At 71.7% G+C, this 17,836-nt stretch carries 18 protein-coding genes; 7 read left to right on the top strand and 11 right to left on the bottom strand.

The window, feature by feature from the left end; genetic code table 11:
- Nucleotides 1-27 precede the first annotated feature (27 nt).
- From Msi02_RS10540 to Msi02_RS10530, 3 genes are read right to left on the bottom strand one after another with little or no spacing between them, the layout of a single operon-like run.
- Entirely contained in the window at nt 28-846 is an 819-nt protein-coding gene (locus Msi02_RS10540) for a carbohydrate ABC transporter permease (protein ID WP_079320451.1), read from the bottom strand.
- Nucleotide 847: 1 nt separating this feature from the next.
- A complete protein-coding gene (locus tag Msi02_RS10535) occupies nt 848-1,753 on the bottom strand; it encodes a carbohydrate ABC transporter permease (protein ID WP_204048163.1) in 906 nt (301 codons plus the stop codon).
- Complete coding sequence (locus Msi02_RS10530) at nt 1,750-2,793, bottom strand: LacI family DNA-binding transcriptional regulator (RefSeq protein WP_204048162.1); 1,044 nt, start codon at nt 2,791-2,793, stop codon at nt 1,750-1,752. Before Msi02_RS10530 ends, Msi02_RS10535 begins: the two co-directional genes overlap by 4 nt.
- Before the next feature lie 213 nt (nt 2,794-3,006).
- On the opposite strand from Msi02_RS10530, the gene Msi02_RS10525 reads away from it, so the two are divergent.
- The gene (locus Msi02_RS10525) at nt 3,007-3,882 is read left to right on the top strand and encodes a sirohydrochlorin chelatase (protein ID WP_239108283.1); all 876 of its coding nucleotides are present in this window, start codon (nt 3,007-3,009) and stop codon (nt 3,880-3,882) included.
- A 124-nt stretch (nt 3,883-4,006) separates the two neighbouring features.
- Here the strand turns inward: Msi02_RS10525 and Msi02_RS10520 are convergent, their stop codons facing one another.
- Genes Msi02_RS10520 through Msi02_RS10510 form a run of 3 tightly spaced genes read right to left on the bottom strand, consistent with a single transcriptional unit; the run spans nt 4,007 to nt 5,670 of the window.
- Nucleotides 4,007-4,369, bottom strand: coding sequence for a DUF2203 domain-containing protein (locus Msi02_RS10520; protein ID WP_079320454.1), 363 nt, complete (start codon nt 4,367-4,369; stop codon nt 4,007-4,009).
- A gap of 34 nt (nt 4,370-4,403) precedes the next feature.
- Nucleotides 4,404-4,775: a VOC family protein gene (locus tag Msi02_RS10515; RefSeq protein WP_142565817.1), complete on the bottom strand. Its 372-nt coding sequence runs from the start codon at nt 4,773-4,775 to the stop codon at nt 4,404-4,406.
- Between the two features lie 10 nt (nt 4,776-4,785).
- Complete coding sequence (locus tag Msi02_RS10510) at nt 4,786-5,670, bottom strand: helix-turn-helix transcriptional regulator (protein ID WP_239108282.1); 885 nt, start codon at nt 5,668-5,670, stop codon at nt 4,786-4,788.
- 102 nt (nt 5,671-5,772) lie between these two features.
- On the opposite strand from Msi02_RS10510, the gene Msi02_RS10505 reads away from it, so the two are divergent.
- Nucleotides 5,773-7,170 carry an MFS transporter gene (locus Msi02_RS10505; protein ID WP_239108281.1) on the top strand — a complete coding sequence of 466 codons (1,398 nt, stop codon included), beginning with the start codon at nt 5,773-5,775 and terminating at the stop codon, nt 7,168-7,170.
- Nucleotides 7,171-7,186: 16 nt separating this feature from the next.
- Here Msi02_RS10505 and gdhA read toward each other — a convergent pair whose 3' ends face one another.
- Together gdhA and Msi02_RS10495 are read right to left on the bottom strand one after the other, a co-directional pair.
- On the bottom strand, nt 7,187-8,530 hold the full coding sequence (gdhA, locus tag Msi02_RS10500; protein ID WP_204048160.1) for an NADP-specific glutamate dehydrogenase: 1,344 nt from the start codon (nt 8,528-8,530) through the stop codon (nt 7,187-7,189).
- Between the two features lie 71 nt (nt 8,531-8,601).
- The gene (locus tag Msi02_RS10495) at nt 8,602-9,534 is read right to left on the bottom strand and encodes a GNAT family N-acetyltransferase (protein ID WP_204048159.1); all 933 of its coding nucleotides are present in this window, start codon (nt 9,532-9,534) and stop codon (nt 8,602-8,604) included.
- Between the two features lie 53 nt (nt 9,535-9,587).
- Here Msi02_RS10495 and Msi02_RS10490 point away from each other — a divergent pair, with 53 nt between their 5' ends.
- From Msi02_RS10490 to Msi02_RS10480, 3 genes are all read left to right on the top strand, one after another.
- Nucleotides 9,588-9,896: a spore germination protein GerW family protein gene (locus Msi02_RS10490; RefSeq protein WP_204048158.1), complete on the top strand. Its 309-nt coding sequence runs from the start codon at nt 9,588-9,590 to the stop codon at nt 9,894-9,896.
- Between the two features lie 182 nt (nt 9,897-10,078).
- Nucleotides 10,079-11,152, top strand: coding sequence for a PQQ-dependent sugar dehydrogenase (locus Msi02_RS10485; RefSeq protein ID WP_204048157.1), 1,074 nt, complete (start codon nt 10,079-10,081; stop codon nt 11,150-11,152).
- A 140-nt stretch (nt 11,153-11,292) separates the two neighbouring features.
- Nucleotides 11,293-12,777 carry a PQQ-dependent sugar dehydrogenase gene (locus tag Msi02_RS10480; RefSeq protein ID WP_204048156.1) on the top strand — a complete coding sequence of 495 codons (1,485 nt, stop codon included), beginning with the start codon at nt 11,293-11,295 and terminating at the stop codon, nt 12,775-12,777.
- A gap of 10 nt (nt 12,778-12,787) precedes the next feature.
- On the opposite strand, the gene Msi02_RS10475 is transcribed toward Msi02_RS10480, so the two are convergent.
- Both Msi02_RS10475 and Msi02_RS10470 read right to left on the bottom strand, forming a co-directional pair.
- A complete protein-coding gene (locus Msi02_RS10475; protein WP_079321015.1) occupies nt 12,788-13,567 on the bottom strand; it encodes a thioesterase family protein in 780 nt (259 codons plus the stop codon).
- 100 nt (nt 13,568-13,667) lie between these two features.
- Entirely contained in the window at nt 13,668-14,129 is a 462-nt protein-coding gene (locus tag Msi02_RS10470; protein ID WP_204048155.1) for a GNAT family N-acetyltransferase, read from the bottom strand.
- A 237-nt stretch (nt 14,130-14,366) separates the two neighbouring features.
- Here Msi02_RS10470 and Msi02_RS10465 point away from each other — a divergent pair, with 237 nt between their 5' ends.
- Nucleotides 14,367-15,254: an MBL fold metallo-hydrolase gene (locus Msi02_RS10465; RefSeq protein WP_204048154.1), complete on the top strand. Its 888-nt coding sequence runs from the start codon at nt 14,367-14,369 to the stop codon at nt 15,252-15,254.
- 42 nt (nt 15,255-15,296) lie between these two features.
- Nucleotides 15,297-16,271 carry an aldo/keto reductase gene (locus tag Msi02_RS10460; RefSeq protein ID WP_204048153.1) on the top strand — a complete coding sequence of 325 codons (975 nt, stop codon included), beginning with the start codon at nt 15,297-15,299 and terminating at the stop codon, nt 16,269-16,271.
- Between the two features lie 53 nt (nt 16,272-16,324).
- On the opposite strand, the gene Msi02_RS10455 is transcribed toward Msi02_RS10460, so the two are convergent.
- Nucleotides 16,325-17,623 carry a TIGR04013 family B12-binding domain/radical SAM domain-containing protein gene (locus Msi02_RS10455; RefSeq protein WP_204048152.1) on the bottom strand — a complete coding sequence of 433 codons (1,299 nt, stop codon included), beginning with the start codon at nt 17,621-17,623 and terminating at the stop codon, nt 16,325-16,327.
- Nucleotides 17,624-17,836 lie beyond the last annotated feature (213 nt).

The raw sequence follows: 17,836 nt of genomic DNA, 5'->3' as shown, positions 1-17,836 counted from the left end.
TCCTCCTATCAGGTGTCGCCATGCGGGTCAGCCCTTGACGGCCCCGGCCATCAGGCCGGACCGCAGGCGCCGCTGGATGATCGCGAAGAACACAAGGCTCGGCACCGTCGCGAGCAGCGACGCCGCCGCCAGCGGGCCGAGCCGGGCGACCCCCTCCGGGCCGACGAAGCGCACCAGCGTCAGCGGAAGGGTCTCCACCTCGGGGTCCTTGAGGATCACGAGGGCGAACAAGAACTCGTTCCAGGACGAGATGAAGCTGAACAGGAGCGTCGCGACCACGCCGGGCACGAGCAGCGGGGCGACGACGGCGGCCAGTGCGCGCAGCCGCCCCGCGCCGTCCACGGCCGCCGCCTCCTCCAGCTCGCGCGGCACCGCCCGCACGTATCCGCGCAGCATCCACAGCGCGAACGGCATGACGAACGTGACGTGCACGACCGTGAGCCCGGCGAGGGTGTTCACCAGCTCCAGCCGCCGCAGCACCATGAACAGCGGAATGATGATCAGGACGACCGGGAAGACCTGGCTGACCAGCACCCAGCCGATCGCGATCTTTCCGGCCACGCCGCGGAAGCGGGCCAGCGCGTACGCCGCGGGCAGCGCGAGCGCCACCGTGATCAGGGCGGTGGCGACCGCGACGACGAGGCTGCGCAGCCCGGCGCCGACCAGGTCCTGCTCCGCGAAGGCGTCGGCGAAGTTGGCCAGCGTGGGCCGGCGTGGGATCCACGTGGGGTCGAGGGCCGCCATCTCCTGCGGCGTCTTCAGCGCCGTGGACAGCAGCCACAGCAGCGGGAACGCCAGGAACACGACGTATCCCAGCAGGGCGAGATACTTCAGCGCGCGGGTCATGTCAGTCTCCCTCCCGCGCCTGCCGCCACAGGTAAAGGCCCAGCACGGCCAGCACGACGATCGTGATCGCCACACCGAGCGTCGCGGCGTAGCCGAAGAAGCCGTAGCGGAACGCCTCCTCGTAGGCGAACAGCATGGGCAGCCTCGTCCGCCCGCCCGGCCCGCCCTGGGTGAGCACGTAGACCAGGCTGAACTGGTTGATGTTCCACACGAAGTCGAGGGAGGTGATGGCCACGATGACGGGCCGCAGCTGCGGCAGCGTGACGTTCCAGAACCGTCGCCAGGCGCCCGCGCCGTCCACGCTGACCGCCTCGTACAGCTCCTTCGGCACGTTCTGCAGGCCGGCGAGCAGCACGACCGTGGTCTGCGGCATGCCGGTCCAGACGCCCACGACGATGACCGCGGGCAGCGCGAAGGAGAAGTCGTGCAGCCAGTCGACGTGGGTGCCGAACAGGCCGTTGAGCAGGCCCGCGTCCGGGTGATACACCAGCCGCCACATCAGGCCGACCACCACGGGAGGCATGGCCCACGGCACGACCGCCAGCACCCGGGCGACGCCGCGCAGGCGCAGGTCCTGGTTCAGCAGCAGCGCGAGCCCCAGCGAGGCGAGGAACTGCAGCACGGTCACCGACAGGCCCCAGATCATGCCGATGCGGAACGACTCCCAGAAGTCGCCGTCCGACAGCAGCTCGGCGAAGTTCTCCAGGCCCACGAACGAGGTCTCGGTGTTGCGGCCGGACCGCGCGTCGGTGAAGGCCAGAAGGATGCCGTAGATCAGCGGGCCCACGCTGAAGACCAGCACCGGCACGAGCGCGGGGAGCAGCAGCGCGAGCCCGCCCCCGGACCGCGGCCCGCGCCGCGACCCGCCTCCGGCGCGGCCGTACGGCCGCTCGGCGAGCGCGGTCATCGGGCACCTCCCGGCGATGTCCCGGGAAGAGTGGTCGAGCCGCGGATGGTGAGGCTCGGCCGCACGACCACCACCCGCGGCTCGCGCGGACCGTTCTGCAGCCGGTCGAGCAGCAGCCCGGCCGCCGCCCTGCCGCGCTCGGCCGAACCGAGCGAGACGCTGGTCAGCGTCGGCCAGGCCACCGAGGCGAGCTCGGTGTCGTCCATGCCGACCACCGCCACGTCGCCGGGGACGTCCCTGCCCTGCTCGCGCAGCACGTCGAGCGCGCCGAGCGCGATGAGGTCGTTGGCGCACATCAGCGCGTCCACGCCGGGCACGCGCGACAGCAGCGCCCGCGCGGCGTGCGCGCCGCTCTCGCGGTAGAAGTCGCCCACCTCGACGAGGTCCTCGTCGTACGGCAGGCCCAGCGCCTCCAGGGCCTCCCGGTAGGCGGCGGCGCGCGCGGCGCCGGGAACGGTGTCGAGCGGGCCGTTGAGGAAGCCGATGCGCCGCCTGCCGATGGCGTGCAGGTGGTCCAGCGCGAGCCGGACGCCGGTCCTGGAGTCGGTCCGCACGTTGTCCACCAGCGCGCCCTCCGGCATGTCCTCCGGCAACGAGCCGATGACGACGACGGGAGCGCGCGCGGCGACGATGGCCTCGATGTGCTCCTCGGTGACGCCGCGCAGCGGGCTGATGATCAGGCCGTCCACGTAACGCTCGCGCAGTCCGCGCAGCACGCCGAGCTCGTCCTCGGCGTCGCCGTCCGTGGAGTGGATCAGGAGCCGGTAGCCGGCCTCCTTCAGCACCGGCTGGATCTCGCGCACCATCGCCACGTAGACCGGGTTGCCGATGTCGGCCATCGCGAAGGCGACCTGGTCGGTGCGGCGGTTGCGGAGCGAGCGGGCGACCGAGTTGGGGACGTAGCCGAGTTCGTCGGCCGCGCGCATGACGCGCCGCACAGTGTCCTCGCGTGTCGGCAGCCCGTTGAGCACCCGTGACACCGAGGCGATCGACACACCGGCGCGTTGCGCGATCGTGGTGATCGTGGGACCCTCGGTCAACGGCACCTCACTTGGAAGAGAATGTCCTGTAATCGTTTACCAGCCGGTAACGCAGAGCGGTCTGTAAACGTTTACGGCCGGATGAGTCCATATCAAACCGGGTCCCTTGGGGAGCGTCAAGTAACGAACATGTAAACCGCCTAGATCACCAAGCCGCAACAAGCCGCGCGTTGGTTCTGCTCTTCGACCAGATTCGCCCTAGAATCCGCCGATGTGAACGAAGGTCACGAGGACCCGCCGAAGCTCCCCACCAGAGAGCGCTCTCCTCGGCCCGGAACCGGCCGCCACCGACGGCCGCTCCCCGCCGACCTGCCGCCGGACGCGCCCGCCCTGGTCCTGGCGGTGCCGGGCAAGGCCGGAGACCCGGTGGGCCCGAGCGGGGACGTGGCCGTGGAGGTCGCCTCCATCGTCAAGATCGACAACCCGCAGATCGACCTTCGCATCGTCTCCCTGGCCGACGGCGGCGCCGACCTCACCAAGGAGTTCGCCTCCATCGCCGCGCAGCGGCCCCCGGACGGGCCGTCCGCGGTGGTCGTCCCGCTCGTCACCGGGCCCCATCCGCGCGTGCTGCGCGCCGTACGGGACGCCGTGACGCAGAGCGAGGCCACGGTGCGGATCACCGAGCCGCTCGGCCCGCATCCGCTGCTGGCCGAGGCCCTGCACGTGCGCCTGGCCGAGGCGGGCCTGGCCCGCGCCGACCGGATGCGCCTGTTCAACGTCTCGTCCCCGGTCGACGGGATCATCGTCGCGACCGCCGGAGGCGACGAGGCCGCCCGCGGCGCCGACGCGACGGCCGTCCTGCTGGCCGCCCGTCTGACGCTCCCCGTCGTCCCCGCCGCGCTGGACGGCCAGCCGAGCGTGCGCGACGCCGCCGAGCGCCTGCGCAACATCGGCGCCAACCGGCTGGCCATGGTGCCGTACGTCATCGGCCCCGAGACCGACCGCGAGCGGATCACGACGGCCGCCGAGTCGATCGGCGCCGGGTGCGCCGAGCCCCTCGGCGCGCACGAGTCCGTGGCCCGCATGGTGTGCGTGCGGTACGGCGCCGCCTTCGGCGGTTTCGACGGCTTCGACGACCTGTCGGACTGAGCGCGCTGCCGGCGGGCCCGATCCAGGGAGTTCCGCGACACCGGCTCATGATCCCGCCGCACCCGCCCCGGCGAAAGCGCGATCGGCGCGGCCGAGGTCAGGCCCAGCGGCGGTGGCCGCGAAGCTAAGGAAGCGGGCGGCGGCCGGGGAAGCCGAGGTCGCTGCGGTGATACCAGCCGAGGGCGGTCTCCCCCTCCAGCCAGCACAGCCGTACGGACACCTCGCCGAGCACGGCGGGGAAGTCGACGAGCAGCGGCGCGACGCCCTTGATCTCGATGTCCTCGGCGTCGAACCAGCTCAGGATCTCGTCCATCCGCGCCTCCAGGCCCTTGGCCTCCGGCAGGCCGCCGAGGGGTGAGGCGCCCGCGTGCCGCAGGTCGTGGGTGAGCTCGGCCAGGTCGGCGCGTACGACGACGAACGCGCGGGCGTGCTCGAGCACCGCCGGCATCAGCGACCTGGCCTCGTCGACCGTGAAGATCCTCGCCACCCTCCGGACGCTACCGCATCGGCCCGTGCGAGGCTCACAGGCGGCGGCGCAGCAGGCAGAACTCGTTGCCCTCCGGGTCGGCGAGCACGTGCCAGCTCTCCTCGCCGGTCTGGCCCACGTCGGCCGGCACGGCGCCGAGCTTCAGCAGGCGCTCCAGCTCGGCCTCCTGGTCGCGGTCGGTGGGGTTGACGTCGATGTGCAGGCGCAGCTTGCCCCGCTTGGGCTCGGGCACCGGCTCGAAGATGAGCGTCGGCTGGAGACCGCCGAAGCCGGTGCCGGGCGGGCCGATCTCCACCCAGCCGTCCTTGCGCTCGATCACCTCGAAGCCCAGCACCTCGCACCAGAAGGCGGCGAGCCGCTCGGGGTCGTGGCAGTCGACGACGAGTTCGCTGATACGACAGGCCATGACTGCGGCTTTACCCGTGGACGGGCTCCCCATGCAGCGGGCAGTGGGCGACCTCCGGATGGACCGTCAGCCATTCGAGCCGCCGCCGGCTCTCGTCGTCCATCGGCGTGTAGACCACGATGCGGGTCTCCGGCGGCGCCGCCAGCGCCATGCTGGTGGACGTCAGGCGGATCAGCCCCACCGACGAGTGCTTGAACAGCTTCATCCGGACGCCCGGCCTGGCCACCTCGTGCATCGCCCACATGCGGGCGAAGTCCGGGCTGGCCGCCGACAGCCGGGTGACGAAGCCCGTCCACGCCGGCTCCCCCACGTGCCTGCCGAAGGCCGCCCGCAGCGTGGCGACCATCTGCGGGAGCTCCTCGTCCTTGTTGACGAGCGGGCAGCAGCAGTCCGGCATGGTGAACACCCGCCACAGGACGTTGCGCTCGAGCCGCGGCCGGCCGACCACGGACGCGAAGATCGTGCCGTACGCGGCGTTCCAGGCGAGCAGGTCGTAGCGCCCGTTGTAGACACACGCGGGCAGGGGGTCGAGCTGGCGCAGGATGGTGTGCACCTCGGCGTCGAGGCCGTCCCCGTCTCCTGCCGGATCGGCGATCTCCGGCAGGTCCGCCAGCCGGTAGAGGTGCTCCCGTTCGGCCGCGTCCAGCCGCAGCGTACGGGCGATGGCGTCGAGCACCTGCACCGACGCGTTGATGGGGCGGCCCTGTTCCAGCCAGGTGTACCAGGTCACGCCCACGCCCGCGAGCTGGGCGACCTCCTCCCGCCGCAGGCCCGGCGTACGGCGGCGCAGGCCGGGCGGCAGGCCGACGTCCTCGGGCCGAATCCGCTCGCGCCTGCTGCGCAGGAAGGCCGCGAGCTCCTCACGCCTGGTGTTCCTGGTGCGAATCCCCGTCACCTCCCCATCGTGCCGGGTGCGCGACCGCGTTGCCAGGTGGTGTCAGTACCAGTATCGGCAGGCTCTCGTTACCGGTATCGCGGCGGCCGCATCGTTGCCGCCATGACCACTGTCACCACCCGCGCGCCGGCCGCGCGGCGAACCTCACCGGCTGTGCTGCTCACCGTCATCCTGGCGGGGCAGTTCATGGCCATCCTCGACGCCACCATCGTCAACGTCGCCGCGCCCACGATGCGCACCGACCTCGGGGCCACCGGCTCCGGGCTGCAACTCGTCATCTCTGGATACACCGTGGCGTACGCCATGCTGCTGATCACCGGGGCACGCCTCGGAGGGCTGCTCGGCTACCGGCGGCTGTTCCTCACCGGGCTCGTGGTGTTCACGGCCGCGTCGCTGATGTGCGGGCTCGCCCCCTCGGCCGGCGTGCTGATCGCCTTCCGGCTGGTGCAGGGCGCGGGAGCCGCCCTGATGGTGCCCCAGGTGCTCAGCCTGATCCAGGTAACGTTCGACGGCGCCTCGCGGGGGCGGGCGCTCGGCGTCTACGCCACGGTCATCTCGGCCGGCGCGGTCGTCGGGCAGGTGCTCGGCGGGCTGCTGGTGACCGCCGACCTGTTCGGCACGGCCTGGCGGCCGGTCTTCCTGGTCAACGTGCCGATCGGCCTCGCGCTGCTGGCCGTCGGCGCCCGGACGCTGCCCGCCGTGCACGTGCGGCGTGAGCAGGGGCTCGACGTGCCCGGCCTGGTCACCCTGTCGCTCGCCGTCTGCCTGCTGGTCGTGCCGCTCGTGCTCGGCCACGAGGAGGACTGGCCGCTGTGGGGGTGGGTCGCGATGGGCCTGTCGGTTCTCGCGTTCTGCGCGTTCCTGCTCGTGGAGCGGCGGGCGGCGCACCCGCTGGTCCCCGGCCGCCTGCTGCGCGCCCCCGGGGTGGCCGCCGCCGCGTCGGGCATCTTCCTCGTCATGGCGGCGTACGGCGGCTGGTTGTTCGCCATGGCCCTCCACCTGCAGGGCGGCCTCGGCGACAGCGCCCTGCGGGCGGGCTGCCTGTTCATCCCCGCGGCCGCCGCGTTCGGGCTCACCAGCCTCAACTGGAAGCGGCTGCCGGCCCGCCTGCACCGGCCGACGATCGTCGCGGCCGCCGTCGTCACCGCCGCGGGCGAGCTGGCCCTGGCGGCGGCGCTGGCGGGCGGCGGCCACGGCGAGCCGCTGCTGGAGATCAGCTTCGCGGCCATCGGGGCCGGCATGGCGGGCACGTTCAGCCCGCTCATGGCGGTGGCGCTGGCCCGGGTCGCGCCCGCCGACGCGGCCGACGCCAGCGGCCTGCTGGCGATGATGCTCCAGCTCGGCCAGGTCGTCGGCGTGGCCGTCTTCGGCACGCTGTTCCTCAGCCTCGCCCCGTCCGCGCACGCCGCCACGGTGACGTCGCTGTGGCTGGCCGCGGTGTCGCTCGCCGCGGGCGGGTGCGCGCTGCCCCTCCTGCGCACCCGCCGGGACAGCCGATGAGCACTCGGACGGGCGCTCAGATGAGACCGAGGGCGAGCATCGCGTCCGCCACCCTCCTGAAGCCGTCGATGTTGGCGCCGGCCACGTAGTCGCCCGGCATGCCGTACGCGTCGGCCGTCTCCAGGCAGCGGGCGTGGATGTCGCTCATGATCTCCTGCAGCCGCCGCTCGGAGAACTCGAACGTCCACGAGTCGCGGCTGGCGTTCTGCTGCATCTCCAGGGCGCTGGTGGCCACGCCGCCCGCGTTGGCGGCCTTGCCCGGGCCGAACGCCACCCCGGCTTCCTGGAACACCCGGATGCCCTCGGGCATGGTCGGCATGTTGGCGCCCTCGCCGACCGCGATGCACCCGCCCCGCACGAGCGCCTCGGCGTCCTTGCCGGTGATCTCGTTCTGCGTGGCCGACGGCAGCGCCACCTCGCAGGGCACCTCCCACACGCTGCGCCCGGGGACGTATGTCGCCTCGGCGCCCCGGCGCTCGGCGTAGTCGCTGAGGCGGCGCCGCTCGACCTCCTTGACCTGCTTGAGGAGGTCGAGGTCGATGCCCTTCTCGTCCACCACGTATCCGGAGGAGTCGGAGCAGGCGACGACGACGCCGCCCAGCTCGCGCACCTTCTCTATGGCGTAGACGGCGACGTTGCCCGAGCCCGAGACGACCACGCGCTTGCCGTCGAACGACGTGCCCCGCGCCTTGAGCATCTCCTCGACGAAGAACGCGCAGCCGTAGCCGGTGGCCTCGGTGCGGACCTGGGCGCCGCCGTAGGTCAGCCCCTTGCCGGTGATGACGCCCGACTCGTACCGGTTGGTGATGCGCTTGTACTGGCCGAACAGGTAGCCGATCTCCCGTCCCCCGACGCCGATGTCCCCCGCCGGCACGTCGGTGTACTCACCCAGATGCCGGTAGAGCTCGGTCATGAAGCTCTGGCAGAAGCGCATGATCTCCCGGTCGGAGCGGCCCTTCGGGTCGAAGTCGGCGCCGCCCTTGCCCGCCCCTATCGGCAGGCCGGTCAGGCTGTTCTTGAAGATCTGCTCGACCGCCAGGAACTTGATGATGCCGAGATAGACGGAGGGGTGGAAACGCAGCCCGCCCTTGTACGGCCCGAGCGCGCTGTTGAACTCGACCCGGAAGCCGCGGTTGATGTGCACCTCGCCCCGGTCGTCCTCCCAGGGCACCCGGAAGATGATCTGCCGCTCCGGCTCGAAGATCCGCTCGATGATCTTCTGCTCCGCGTACTCGGGGTGCTTGCCGAGCACCGGGCCGATGCTCTCCAGCACCTCGCGTACGGCCTGGTGAAACTCGATCTCACCCGGATTGCGGCGCAGGACGTTGTCGTAGACCGCCTCGAGCCTCTCGTGCAGCATCAACCACTCCCTTGGTGTCTGATTCCTCCGCATTTCACAGTAGAGGTATCCGGGCTGTGAGCAACCACATCTCAGCGCGTGGGACGCACGAGGGCCCGCCACACGTCGATGACGAGCACCGGGCGCATGCCGACCGACTGATAGAGGCCGAGCGCGGGAGTGGTGTTGTTGCTGTCCACGTGCAGGATCGTGCCCACCCGCCCGCGCCGCTCGTCGGCCTCGAAGGCCCGGGTCAGCAGCAGCCGGCCGAGACCGCGCCCGCGGAAGGCCGGCCGCACCGCCAGCGTGCGGACGTAGCCGCAGTTCTCGTCGGGCACGAAGTGGTCGGTGCCGAGCAGCATGGCCGCGGGCTCGCCGTGGACGCGGGCCAGCAGCAACTGCGTCCAGTCGTTCGCGCTGGACGCCTCCATCTCGTCGGCCCACTCGTCGAACGTCTTCGGCACGAACCCGAAGTGCTCGGCGAACGCCTCCTGCTGGACGGCGTGCGCCACGCGCAGCACCTCCTCGCCCTCGCGGGAGCCGGCCTCGACCGTGACACCGGCGAGGAAGAGGGGCCGTACGCCGGCGTGGTCGGCCCGCATGCGGTGGAAGCTGGTCGCGGGCGCGAAGCCCCGCTCCTTGGCGGCCTCGCGCATGACCGCGTCCTGCTCGTAGACGCTGACGTCGACGACCGCGTGGTCGTGCCCGGCCTCGCGGGCCAGGTCGCCGGCCCGGCCGAGCACCAGGTCCCACACCAGGGCGGCCGCGCCGGGCTCCCGCGCCTGCACGTCGACGTCCACGTTGTCGCTCGCGCCCTTGCGCCTGGCGTAGCCCCAGCCGACGAGCCGCCCGCCCGAGCGGACCACCCAGCTGTCGTGCTCCAGGTCCAGCTCGCCGAGGGTGTCGGCGATGTCGTCGAGCGTCCAGTCGGGCTTGCCGGTCACTGCGATGTCGTGCTCGGCGACCAGTTCGTGGATGGCCGCCGCGTCGGCGGGTGTCGGCCGCCGGATGTCATAGTCGTTCACGCCCCTGTTGTACGCATCCCGACTTGTGAGCGGCTTGCCGGAGAATTGGCGACATGCAACCACTGCTCAAGAAGCTGACCGGCCAGCGCGTCTTCGGCGAGCCGTACGAGAAGGACGGGGTGACCTTCGTCCCCGTGGCGGCGGTACGCGCGGGGGGCGGTTTCGGCCGCAGCCCGGAGAAGGGCGGCGAGATCCCCGGAGGAGGCGGCGGCGTCGTCAACAGGCCGGTCGGGATGTTCGTCATCAAGGACGGCGACGTGCGCTGGCGGCCGGCCCTGGATCTCAACCGCCTCATCCTGGGCGGCCAGATCCTCGCGGGCCTCGCCCTCATCGTGTACGCGGTGACCCGCCGCCCCCGCTGACCGGCCCACCAGACGGTCGTGGGCCTTCCTGCGAGCGGGCCGCGCACCTGCGGACACCCAGCTCACCGGGGATCGGTCGACGGCGTCTTCCCGATGGCGGCACCGGCGCGGCGCCCGGATTCCAGGGGTGACGCGTTGTACCTTCGTGCGTCGGAAGCCGCCGTCCCGCCCGGGAGCATGTGATGCCCAAGCGTCTCGTCGTGGCGCTCGCGACCGCGCTCAGCGCGGTGGCCGCCGCCACTCTCGTCTCGGCCCGGCCGGCCCCCGCGAACGCGGCCACCAGCGGATACGACTTCGCCCACCCGCAGGTCGTCGCCACGGGGCTGCGGGCGCCCTGGGGGATGGCCTTCCTCCCCGACGGCAGCGCCCTCGTCTCCCAGCGCGACACGGCGGACATCATGCGGGTGCGCCCCGGATCCGCGCCCGTGAAAGTGGCCACGGTCCCGAACGTGTCGCCCGGGGGCGAGGGTGGCCTGCTCGGCATCGCGGTCTCCCCGGTCTACGCCCTGGATCAGTGGGTCTACGCGTACTACACGAGCGCCTCCGACAACCGGGTGGTCCGGTTCCGGCTGAGCTCGCCCCAGACGCAGCAGCCGATCCTCACCGGCATCCCCCGCGCCTCGACCCACAACGGCGGGCGGATCGCGTTCGGCCCGGACGGAAGGCTGTACGTGGGCACCGGCGACGCCGGGAACTCGGCCAACGCCCAGAACCTGAACAGCCTGGGCGGCAAGATCCTGCGCGTCAGGCCCGACGGCACGGTGCCCGTGGACAACCCGTTCGCCGGCTCGCCGGTCTACAGCTACGGCCATCGCAACGTGCAGGGGCTGGCCTGGGACGAGAGCGGCCGGATGTACGCGACGGAGTTCGGCCAGAACACCTGGGACGAGCTCAACCGCATCCTCCCCGGCCGCAACTACGGCTGGCCGATCTGCGAGGGCGTGTGCTCCGACCCGCGCTTCACCGATCCCCTCGTGACCTGGAGCCCCGCCGAGGCGTCGCCCAGCGGGCTCGCGTACGGCAAGGGCACGCTCTTCGCCGCGGCCCTGCGCGGGACGCGGCTGTGGACGGTGCCGATCAGCGGCGGCACGGCGGGCACCCCGGTGGCCGAGTTCCAGGGAACGTACGGTCGGCTGCGCACCGTGGCCGTCGGGCCCGACTGCTCGCTCTGGGTGGCGACGAGCAACCGCGACGGCAGAGGGACCCCGGCCGCCGACGACGACCGGATCATCCGCGTCCCGCCCGCGGCCCGCTGACCGTCGCGGGGTCTGAAAGTTTCCTCACCGGCGGACGAACGCGCAGGCCGCCGGAAGGGTATCCGGTCGATTGCCTCGGCCGTGGCGGACGCTTTCGATGGGTGACGAGCCGGTAGCCCGTCCCCTCCCGGGAGCGTGTGATGCCCAAGCGCCTGTCCGCGGCACTCGCGACCGTCCTCTGCGCCGTGACCGCCGTCGCGGCGCTCGTCGTGACCCGGCCGGCCCCCGCGGGAGCGGCCACCGGCGGGTTCGACTTCACCCGGGCACAGGTCGCCGTGACGGGGCTGCTGACCCCCTGGGGGATGGCCTTCCTGCCCGACGGCACCGCCCTCGTGACCGAACGCGGCACGGCGAACATCATGCGGGTGTCCCCGGGATACACGCCCGCGCGGGTGACCACCATCAGGAACGTGTCGGCGACGGGCGACGGCGGCCTGCTCGGCATCGCCCTGTCCCCCACCTTCGTGCAGGACCAGTTCGTCTACGTCTACTTCACCACCGCCTCCGACAACCGCGTGGTCCGGTTCCGGTGGAACTACCCCGACGTGCAGCAGGTCGTCCTCAGCGGCATTCCCCGCGCCCAGTCCGGCAACGGCGGGCGGATCGCGTTCGGCCCCGACGGCATGCTGTACGTCGCCACCGGCGACGCCGGAGTCCGCGAGAACGCGCAGAACCCGGGCAGCCTGGCCGGCAAGATCCTGCGCATCAGGCCCGACGGCACGGTCCCTCCGGACAACCCGTTTCCCGGCCTGCCGGTCTACAGCTACGGCCACCGCAACGTGCAGGGACTCGCCTGGGACACGGCCGGCCGGCTGTACGCCACGGAGTTCGGCGAGGACGCCTGGGACGAACTCAACTACATCGTCCCGCGCGGCAACTACGGCTGGCCGGCCTGCCAGGGCGTATGCGGCGACACCCGCTGGCGCGACCCGCTCGTGACCTGGCGCCCGGCCGACGCGTCGCCCAGCGGCCTCGCTTACGCCAACGGCACGCTCTTCGCCGCGGCCCTGCGCGGGACGCGGGTGTGGGCGGTGCCGGCCGCGAGCGGCACGGTGGGCACCCCGGTAGCCGAGCTCCAGGGGAAGTACGGACGGCTGCGCACCGTGGCCCTCGGTCCGGACGGCTGGCTCTGGGTGACGACGAGCAACCACGACGGCACCGGGACGGTCCCCGGAAACGGCCCGTGGACGCCGTTCCCCGACGACCGGATCATCCGGATCCCACCCGTCGGCAGCCCGTGGCCGTCCTCCGGCCCGTCCCCCTCACCGTCGCTCAGCGCCTCACCCTCGCCGAGCCCGTCGCCATCCCCGGGGACACGCTCGTGCGAAGCGACGATCCGGTTCATCCTCACGTGGACGGCGGCCTCCCGGGGCGAGCTGACGGTGCGGAACACCGGAACGCTGCCCATCTCCTCGTGGACCGTCACCTTCAAGGTCCCCAACGGCCTGAGCTACGTGCAGATGTGGGACGGCGGCTACACCCCGCCGGGAGCCACGGTGACCGTCACCAACCAACCCTGGAACGGCGCGCTGCCGCCGGGCGCGTCGGTGACGCTGGACTTCGCGGTCGGCTGGTCGGGTGGCACCGTCGAGGTGCCGTCGCCCATCACCTGTACGGCCGCCTGACGCTACGGGATCAGGTGGTCCGGGGCTCGACGAACAGCGTCTGCGTGGCCGTGCCGACCTCGCCGGACTGGTCGAACAGCGTGGTGCGGGTCAGCCCGCGTCCACGTGGACCGATCGTCGTGGCCGCGTCCAGGCAGATCCACTCCCCCTCCGGGGCGCGGAACAGCGAGATCGTGAGATCAACGTTGGCGAACAGGTAGGCGTCGAAGTCCAGGACTCCGCTGATGCCGTTGCCGCTGTCGGCGAACATCGCGAGCCGTTCCAGCGGCGTGATCTCCTCGCCCTCCACGAGCGGCACCCGGGCCCTGCCCCACGCGACGGCGGGCCCGGCCTCGTCCGGGGAGCCCTTGACGAACCGCCAGTCCGTGGCCCTGCCATACCCGAAGCCCCGCGCGATCCACGACTCCGCGTCGTCCGGGGCCGGCGGCGGAACCGGCGCGGGCGGCGGCGCGGCCTCGCTCGCCGGGCTGCCGGCCTCCCTGATACGCCACGCGGTCGCCCTGACCAGCTCACGCCCGCCGGAGGTGACGGAGGCGCCGAGGCACTGCACGCGCCTGCCGTCCCTGATCATTTCGGTGCGCACCTCCAGCTCCGCCACCGGAACGGGGGCGAACACGTCCACCGCCAGCCGGGCCAGAGGAAGGCCGGAGGAGCGGCCGGTGACGCGGGCGAGCTCGTGCACCAGCAGCGCGGTGACGGGTCCCATGTGCTGATGCCGTGGGTCCCACGGCCCCTGCGTGTGCTCTGTCGCCTGGTATCGGCCCTGGCCGAGGGGGACGTACATCGCCATGGAACAAGATTCTAGAGGCGGCCTTGCGTCTGTCTTCAACCGAAGCAGCCCACCACCGCTCGGCCCTGTCGGACGAACACCCCTCCTCCGGATGCACTCCCTACGACTGTCGGCGGGTCAGGATGACGAAGCGGCGGCCGTCCGTGGTGGCGTCGAACGTCGCGCTCGGCACGAACCCCAGTCCCTGAAGGACCCGCTGGGCTCGGATGTTGAAGCCGGCCACAGTCGCCCGGAAGGCCGCGGGCCTGAAACGTGCGGCCCCGTACTCCAGGCCGGTCGCGATCGCCCGCCTGCCCAGGCCACGACCCGTCAGTTCGGGACGTAGCCCCCCGCCCGTGTCGAGCGCCGACTCGTCGTACTCGCCACCCGGCACACGGCCGTCAGCGCCGAACACCCGGAATCCAATGAGTCTGCCCTCGTTCACGAGTGCGAAGTATCCGTTCCGGGAATCCGTGAAAAAGGCCGGATCCGCGCCCACAAGGTCATAGCAGTCGTACGGCGGAGGGTAACGCCACGTGACGATGTCCGCCGCGTACTCCTCGGTCATCCCGACGATCTCCATGGCGACCATGTCAGCAAGAACGCCCCGGCGAGTCAACTGTGCGCATCATGACGATTCACTTACCCGCGAACGGCAGACAGAGAACTATTTTCGAGATTGTCAACCGCACACGAAAGAGGCGCCCGAGAGCGACTTTCTCCAGAAAAGTCAACAGCATTCTTTGATTTGTTCTCCTGCAGAGCGCGTGATACTCAATTGGTCGCCGAATTTCACCGGTTTGCGCGGAGGGACCACGTCATGAACGAGCACTCGCCCGACGCCGCCTGGCACGTCGATCACCGCTGCACCAACTGCGACGTGGCCCGGCAGCTCGCACCGGCACTGGTCGCGGAGGTCGAGGGCCGCTCCTCGGTCGTCCGCCAGCCGCGCACCGACGCGGAGGAAAGGGCGCTGTACGCCGCGGCTTTCGCGTGTCACACCCGGTCCATCCGGCGCGGAACGCGCGGGCCGGACCCGGCGTTCGATCCCTTCCCCCTGCGCCTTACCGAGCACGTGCACCTGTGCGGGCACAACTCGCGGCACACCGCCGGCGCGAACTCCTACCTGCTGCGCCGGCCCGCCGGAAACCTCATGATGATCGACACGCCGCGCTGGAGTTCCGACCTGGCCGCCAGATACGCGGCCCTCGGTCCGGTCACCGACGTGCTGCTCACGCATCGCGACCACGCGGCGCACGGCCGCGAATACGCCGACCGGTTCGGCGCCCGCCTGTGGATCCACGAAGGAGACCTCGCCGCCGCGCCGGACGCCGACCGCCTTCTCCGGGGCACCGAGCCGATCGAGATCGCCGACGGCGTGACAGCGCATCCGCTGCCCGGACACACCGAGGGCAGCGTGCTGTACCTCGCCGACGAGACCTACTGCTTCAGCGGTGACAGTTTCTACTGGTCCCGCACCGGCGGCGACATCGCCGTCGCCGAGTCGGTCACCTGGTACTCCATCACGGAACTGGCCGCGTCGCTGGCCCGTACGGCACCGCGGGTGCGCTTCGAATGGCTGCTGCCCGGCCACGGCGACCGCAAGCGGCTGCCTGCCGACGAGTTCAGCCGTCGGCTGCACGACCTGGCCGGTCGTACCGGGCGACTCTCACCCCGGCCGATCGACTTCACCGCGCTGCGCTGGTGACTCACCCGCCGGGCGAGACGATGGGGGAAATAGGGTGCTGGCATGGAATACCGACGACTTGGCACCACGGGTATGAAGGTCAGCAGGATCTGCCTGGGCATGATGAGCTACGGCGAACCGGCCAAGTGGGGCGGCTGGGTCCTGGACGAGGAGCAGGCCGAGCCCATCGTGCGCAAGGCTGCCGAGGGCGGCGTGACCTTCTTCGACACCGCCGACGTCTACTCGGGAGGCGTCAGCGAGGAGGTCACCGGGCGGCTGCTGCGCAAGATCTTCCCTCGGCGCGACGACTACGTGCTCGCCACCAAGGTCTACTTCCCGATGGGCGAGGGCCGCAACGACTACGGCCTGTCCCGCAAGCACGTCATGTCGGCCATCGACGCCTCACTCGCCCGCCTCGGCACCGACTACGTGGACCTGTACCAGATCCACCGGTGGGACGACGAGACGCCGATCGAAGAGACCATGGAGGCGCTCGACGACATCGTCCGGGCCGGCAAGGCCCGCTACATCGGCGCCTCCAGCATGTGGGCGTGGCAGTTCGCCAAGGCCCAGCACGCCGCCGACAGGCACGGCTGGACCCGGTTCGTCTCGATGCAGAACCACTACAACCTGCTGCACCGCGAGGAGGAGCGGGAGATGATCCCGCAGTGCCTCGACCAGGGAGTGGGGCTCATTCCGTGGAGCCCGCTCGCGCGCGGCCTGCTCGCCCGCGCGGGCAAGCCCGCCGACACCGTACGGCAGGTCGGCGACGGCGCCAGGCAGGAGCAGTTGTACGGCGGGCCCGCCGACGAGGCGATCCTGGAGCGGGTGGCGCGCACCGCCGGGGAGCGGGGCGTCTCCCCCGCGACCCTCTCCCTCGCGTGGCTGCTCAGCCGCCCGGGCGTGACCGCTCCGATCGTCGGCGCGACCAAGGCGCACCACGTGGACGACGCCCTCGCCGCGGTCGAGCTGAAGCTCACCGACGAGGAGATCGCCTTCCTGGAGGAGCCGTACCAGGCCCGGGCGCAGCAGTTCTGATCGCGAGGCCCCACGCTCGCCGGGCCCGGGAAAGGGCTCGGCGAGCGGGGACGTCAGCGGTCGGTGGTGCGGCGGCGCCGGGCCCGGCGCGGGTACGCCTTGGCCGCCTCGGCCAGCCGCGTGGCGTGCTCGGCCTGCTTGCGCCAGTGCCCGTAGGCGTCGCCGCGCTGCGCGAGCCGGTCCAGCTCACGCATCGTGGCGAGCGGGATGAACGCGGGTTCGGCGTCCCGCCACGGCGTGCCGGGCAGCGGCATGAACGTGTGGGTGTGGATGCGCGCCCCGAGATCGGCGAGGTCGGCGGCGAGCCGCAGGGACGCGTCCTGGTCCTCGGGTGATTCGCCGGGCAGCCCGAAGATGAAGTCGACGTTCGGGCGGAAGTCGTGCTCCACGGCGATCCGCACGGCGTCGCGCACCGGTTCGCTGCCGTGGCCGCGACCGGCCGCCGCCAGCACGCGGTCGGAGCCCGACTGCGCGCCGATGATGATGTTGTCGTTCGCCACGTATCGCTTGAGCAGCCGCATCGCCTCCGGCGTCACGTGCTCGGGGCGGATCTCGGATGGGAAGCTGCCGAAGAACACCCTCCCGTTCGCGGGCAGTTCCTCCTTCACGCCCGCGAGCAGTTCCTCCACCGCGTCCAGCGCCGGCTCCGGCCCCTGTGTGCCGTACGAGAGGGAGGTGGGGGTGATGAAGCGGACGTCGCGCAGGCCGTGGGCGGCCATCCGGCGGACGTGCTCGCGCACGCTGTCCACGCTGCGATGCCGGAACCTGCCGCCGAACATGAAGGGCGTCTGGCAGAAGCGGCACGTGTAGACGCAGCCCCGCGTGATCTCGATGGGCCCGAAATGGCGGCGCCGGTCGGGGAAGGACGGAAAGGCGTCCAGCGGTAACTGCGGCGCCGGCGGCGTGCGCAGCGCCGTCCCGTCGTCGTCGCGCACCGCCAGCCCGGGCACGGTGGTGAGCGGCCGGTCCGCGCGCAGCGCCTCGACCAGGGCGACGATCGTCGGCTCGCCCTCACCGATGGCGGCGAGGTCCCAGCCGGCGTCGATGACCTGCTGCGGCTCGGCGGTGGCGTGCACCCCGCCGGCGATGTGCAGAACGCGCGGGTCGTCGGCGAGGGCCCGTACGGTGGCCAGCTCGGCGGCCATCGCCTCGGCGTCCGGCGAGTAGAACGACCAGAGGACCAGGACACGGTCCGCGGGGCTGGCCGCGATGTGCTCCGCGACCTCCTCGGGTGTGGTCCCGAGCCGCAGATCGCACTCGGCCTTCGCGGTCTCCAGCGCGCCGAGCAGCGCGTTCACGCCGTACGTCACGGCCTTGCGATAGCGGACCACCACGGATACTTCCACGCTCACCCTGGCAGGGTAGTGCCACCGCCCTCCTCCCCGGCACCGCCGATCGGTGATCGAGGTGCCCGCGCATCGGCCGGGCGTCGTCCCGGACCGGCGGCCCGGATTCGGCTGCCGGCCGCTGGAACGCCGTTGCTGTTAGCGTTCACAATCCGTCTCCTGATGGCCTCTCCTCTCCATCGGGGTGCTCGGAGTGGTGTGGGGCGGAGCCAATACGAG

This window comes from Microbispora siamensis (assembly GCF_016863095.1).
Lineage (GTDB): Bacteria > Actinomycetota > Actinomycetes > Streptosporangiales > Streptosporangiaceae > Microbispora > Microbispora siamensis.
Note: the sequence above shows the minus strand (reverse complement) of the source record. Positions and strands in the feature narration are given on the sequence as shown.

Bases quoted from the DNA above. Each gene is read 5' to 3' on its own strand.
- Msi02_RS10480 (WP_204048156.1), top strand. From the start codon at position 11,293: ATGCCCAAGCGCCTGTCCGCGGCACTCGCGACCGTCCTCTGCGCCGTG.
- Msi02_RS10475 (WP_079321015.1), bottom strand. From the start codon at position 13,567: ATGGCGATGTACGTCCCCCTCGGCCAGGGCCGATACCAGGCGACAGAG.
- Msi02_RS10470 (WP_204048155.1), bottom strand. From the start codon at position 14,129: ATGGAGATCGTCGGGATGACCGAGGAGTACGCGGCGGACATCGTCACG.
- gdhA (WP_204048160.1), bottom strand. From the start codon at position 8,530: ATGCTGCACGAGAGGCTCGAGGCGGTCTACGACAACGTCCTGCGCCGC.
- Msi02_RS10465 (WP_204048154.1), top strand. From the start codon at position 14,367: ATGAACGAGCACTCGCCCGACGCCGCCTGGCACGTCGATCACCGCTGC.
- Msi02_RS10485 (WP_204048157.1), top strand. From the start codon at position 10,079: ATGCCCAAGCGTCTCGTCGTGGCGCTCGCGACCGCGCTCAGCGCGGTG.
- Msi02_RS10505 (WP_239108281.1), top strand. From the start codon at position 5,773: ATGACCACTGTCACCACCCGCGCGCCGGCCGCGCGGCGAACCTCACCG.
- Msi02_RS10540 (WP_079320451.1), bottom strand. From the start codon at position 846: ATGACCCGCGCGCTGAAGTATCTCGCCCTGCTGGGATACGTCGTGTTC.
- Msi02_RS10515 (WP_142565817.1), bottom strand. From the start codon at position 4,775: ATGGCCTGTCGTATCAGCGAACTCGTCGTCGACTGCCACGACCCCGAG.
- Msi02_RS10535 (WP_204048163.1), bottom strand. From the start codon at position 1,753: ATGACCGCGCTCGCCGAGCGGCCGTACGGCCGCGCCGGAGGCGGGTCG.
- Msi02_RS10490 (WP_204048158.1), top strand. From the start codon at position 9,588: ATGCAACCACTGCTCAAGAAGCTGACCGGCCAGCGCGTCTTCGGCGAG.
- Msi02_RS10460 (WP_204048153.1), top strand. From the start codon at position 15,297: ATGGAATACCGACGACTTGGCACCACGGGTATGAAGGTCAGCAGGATC.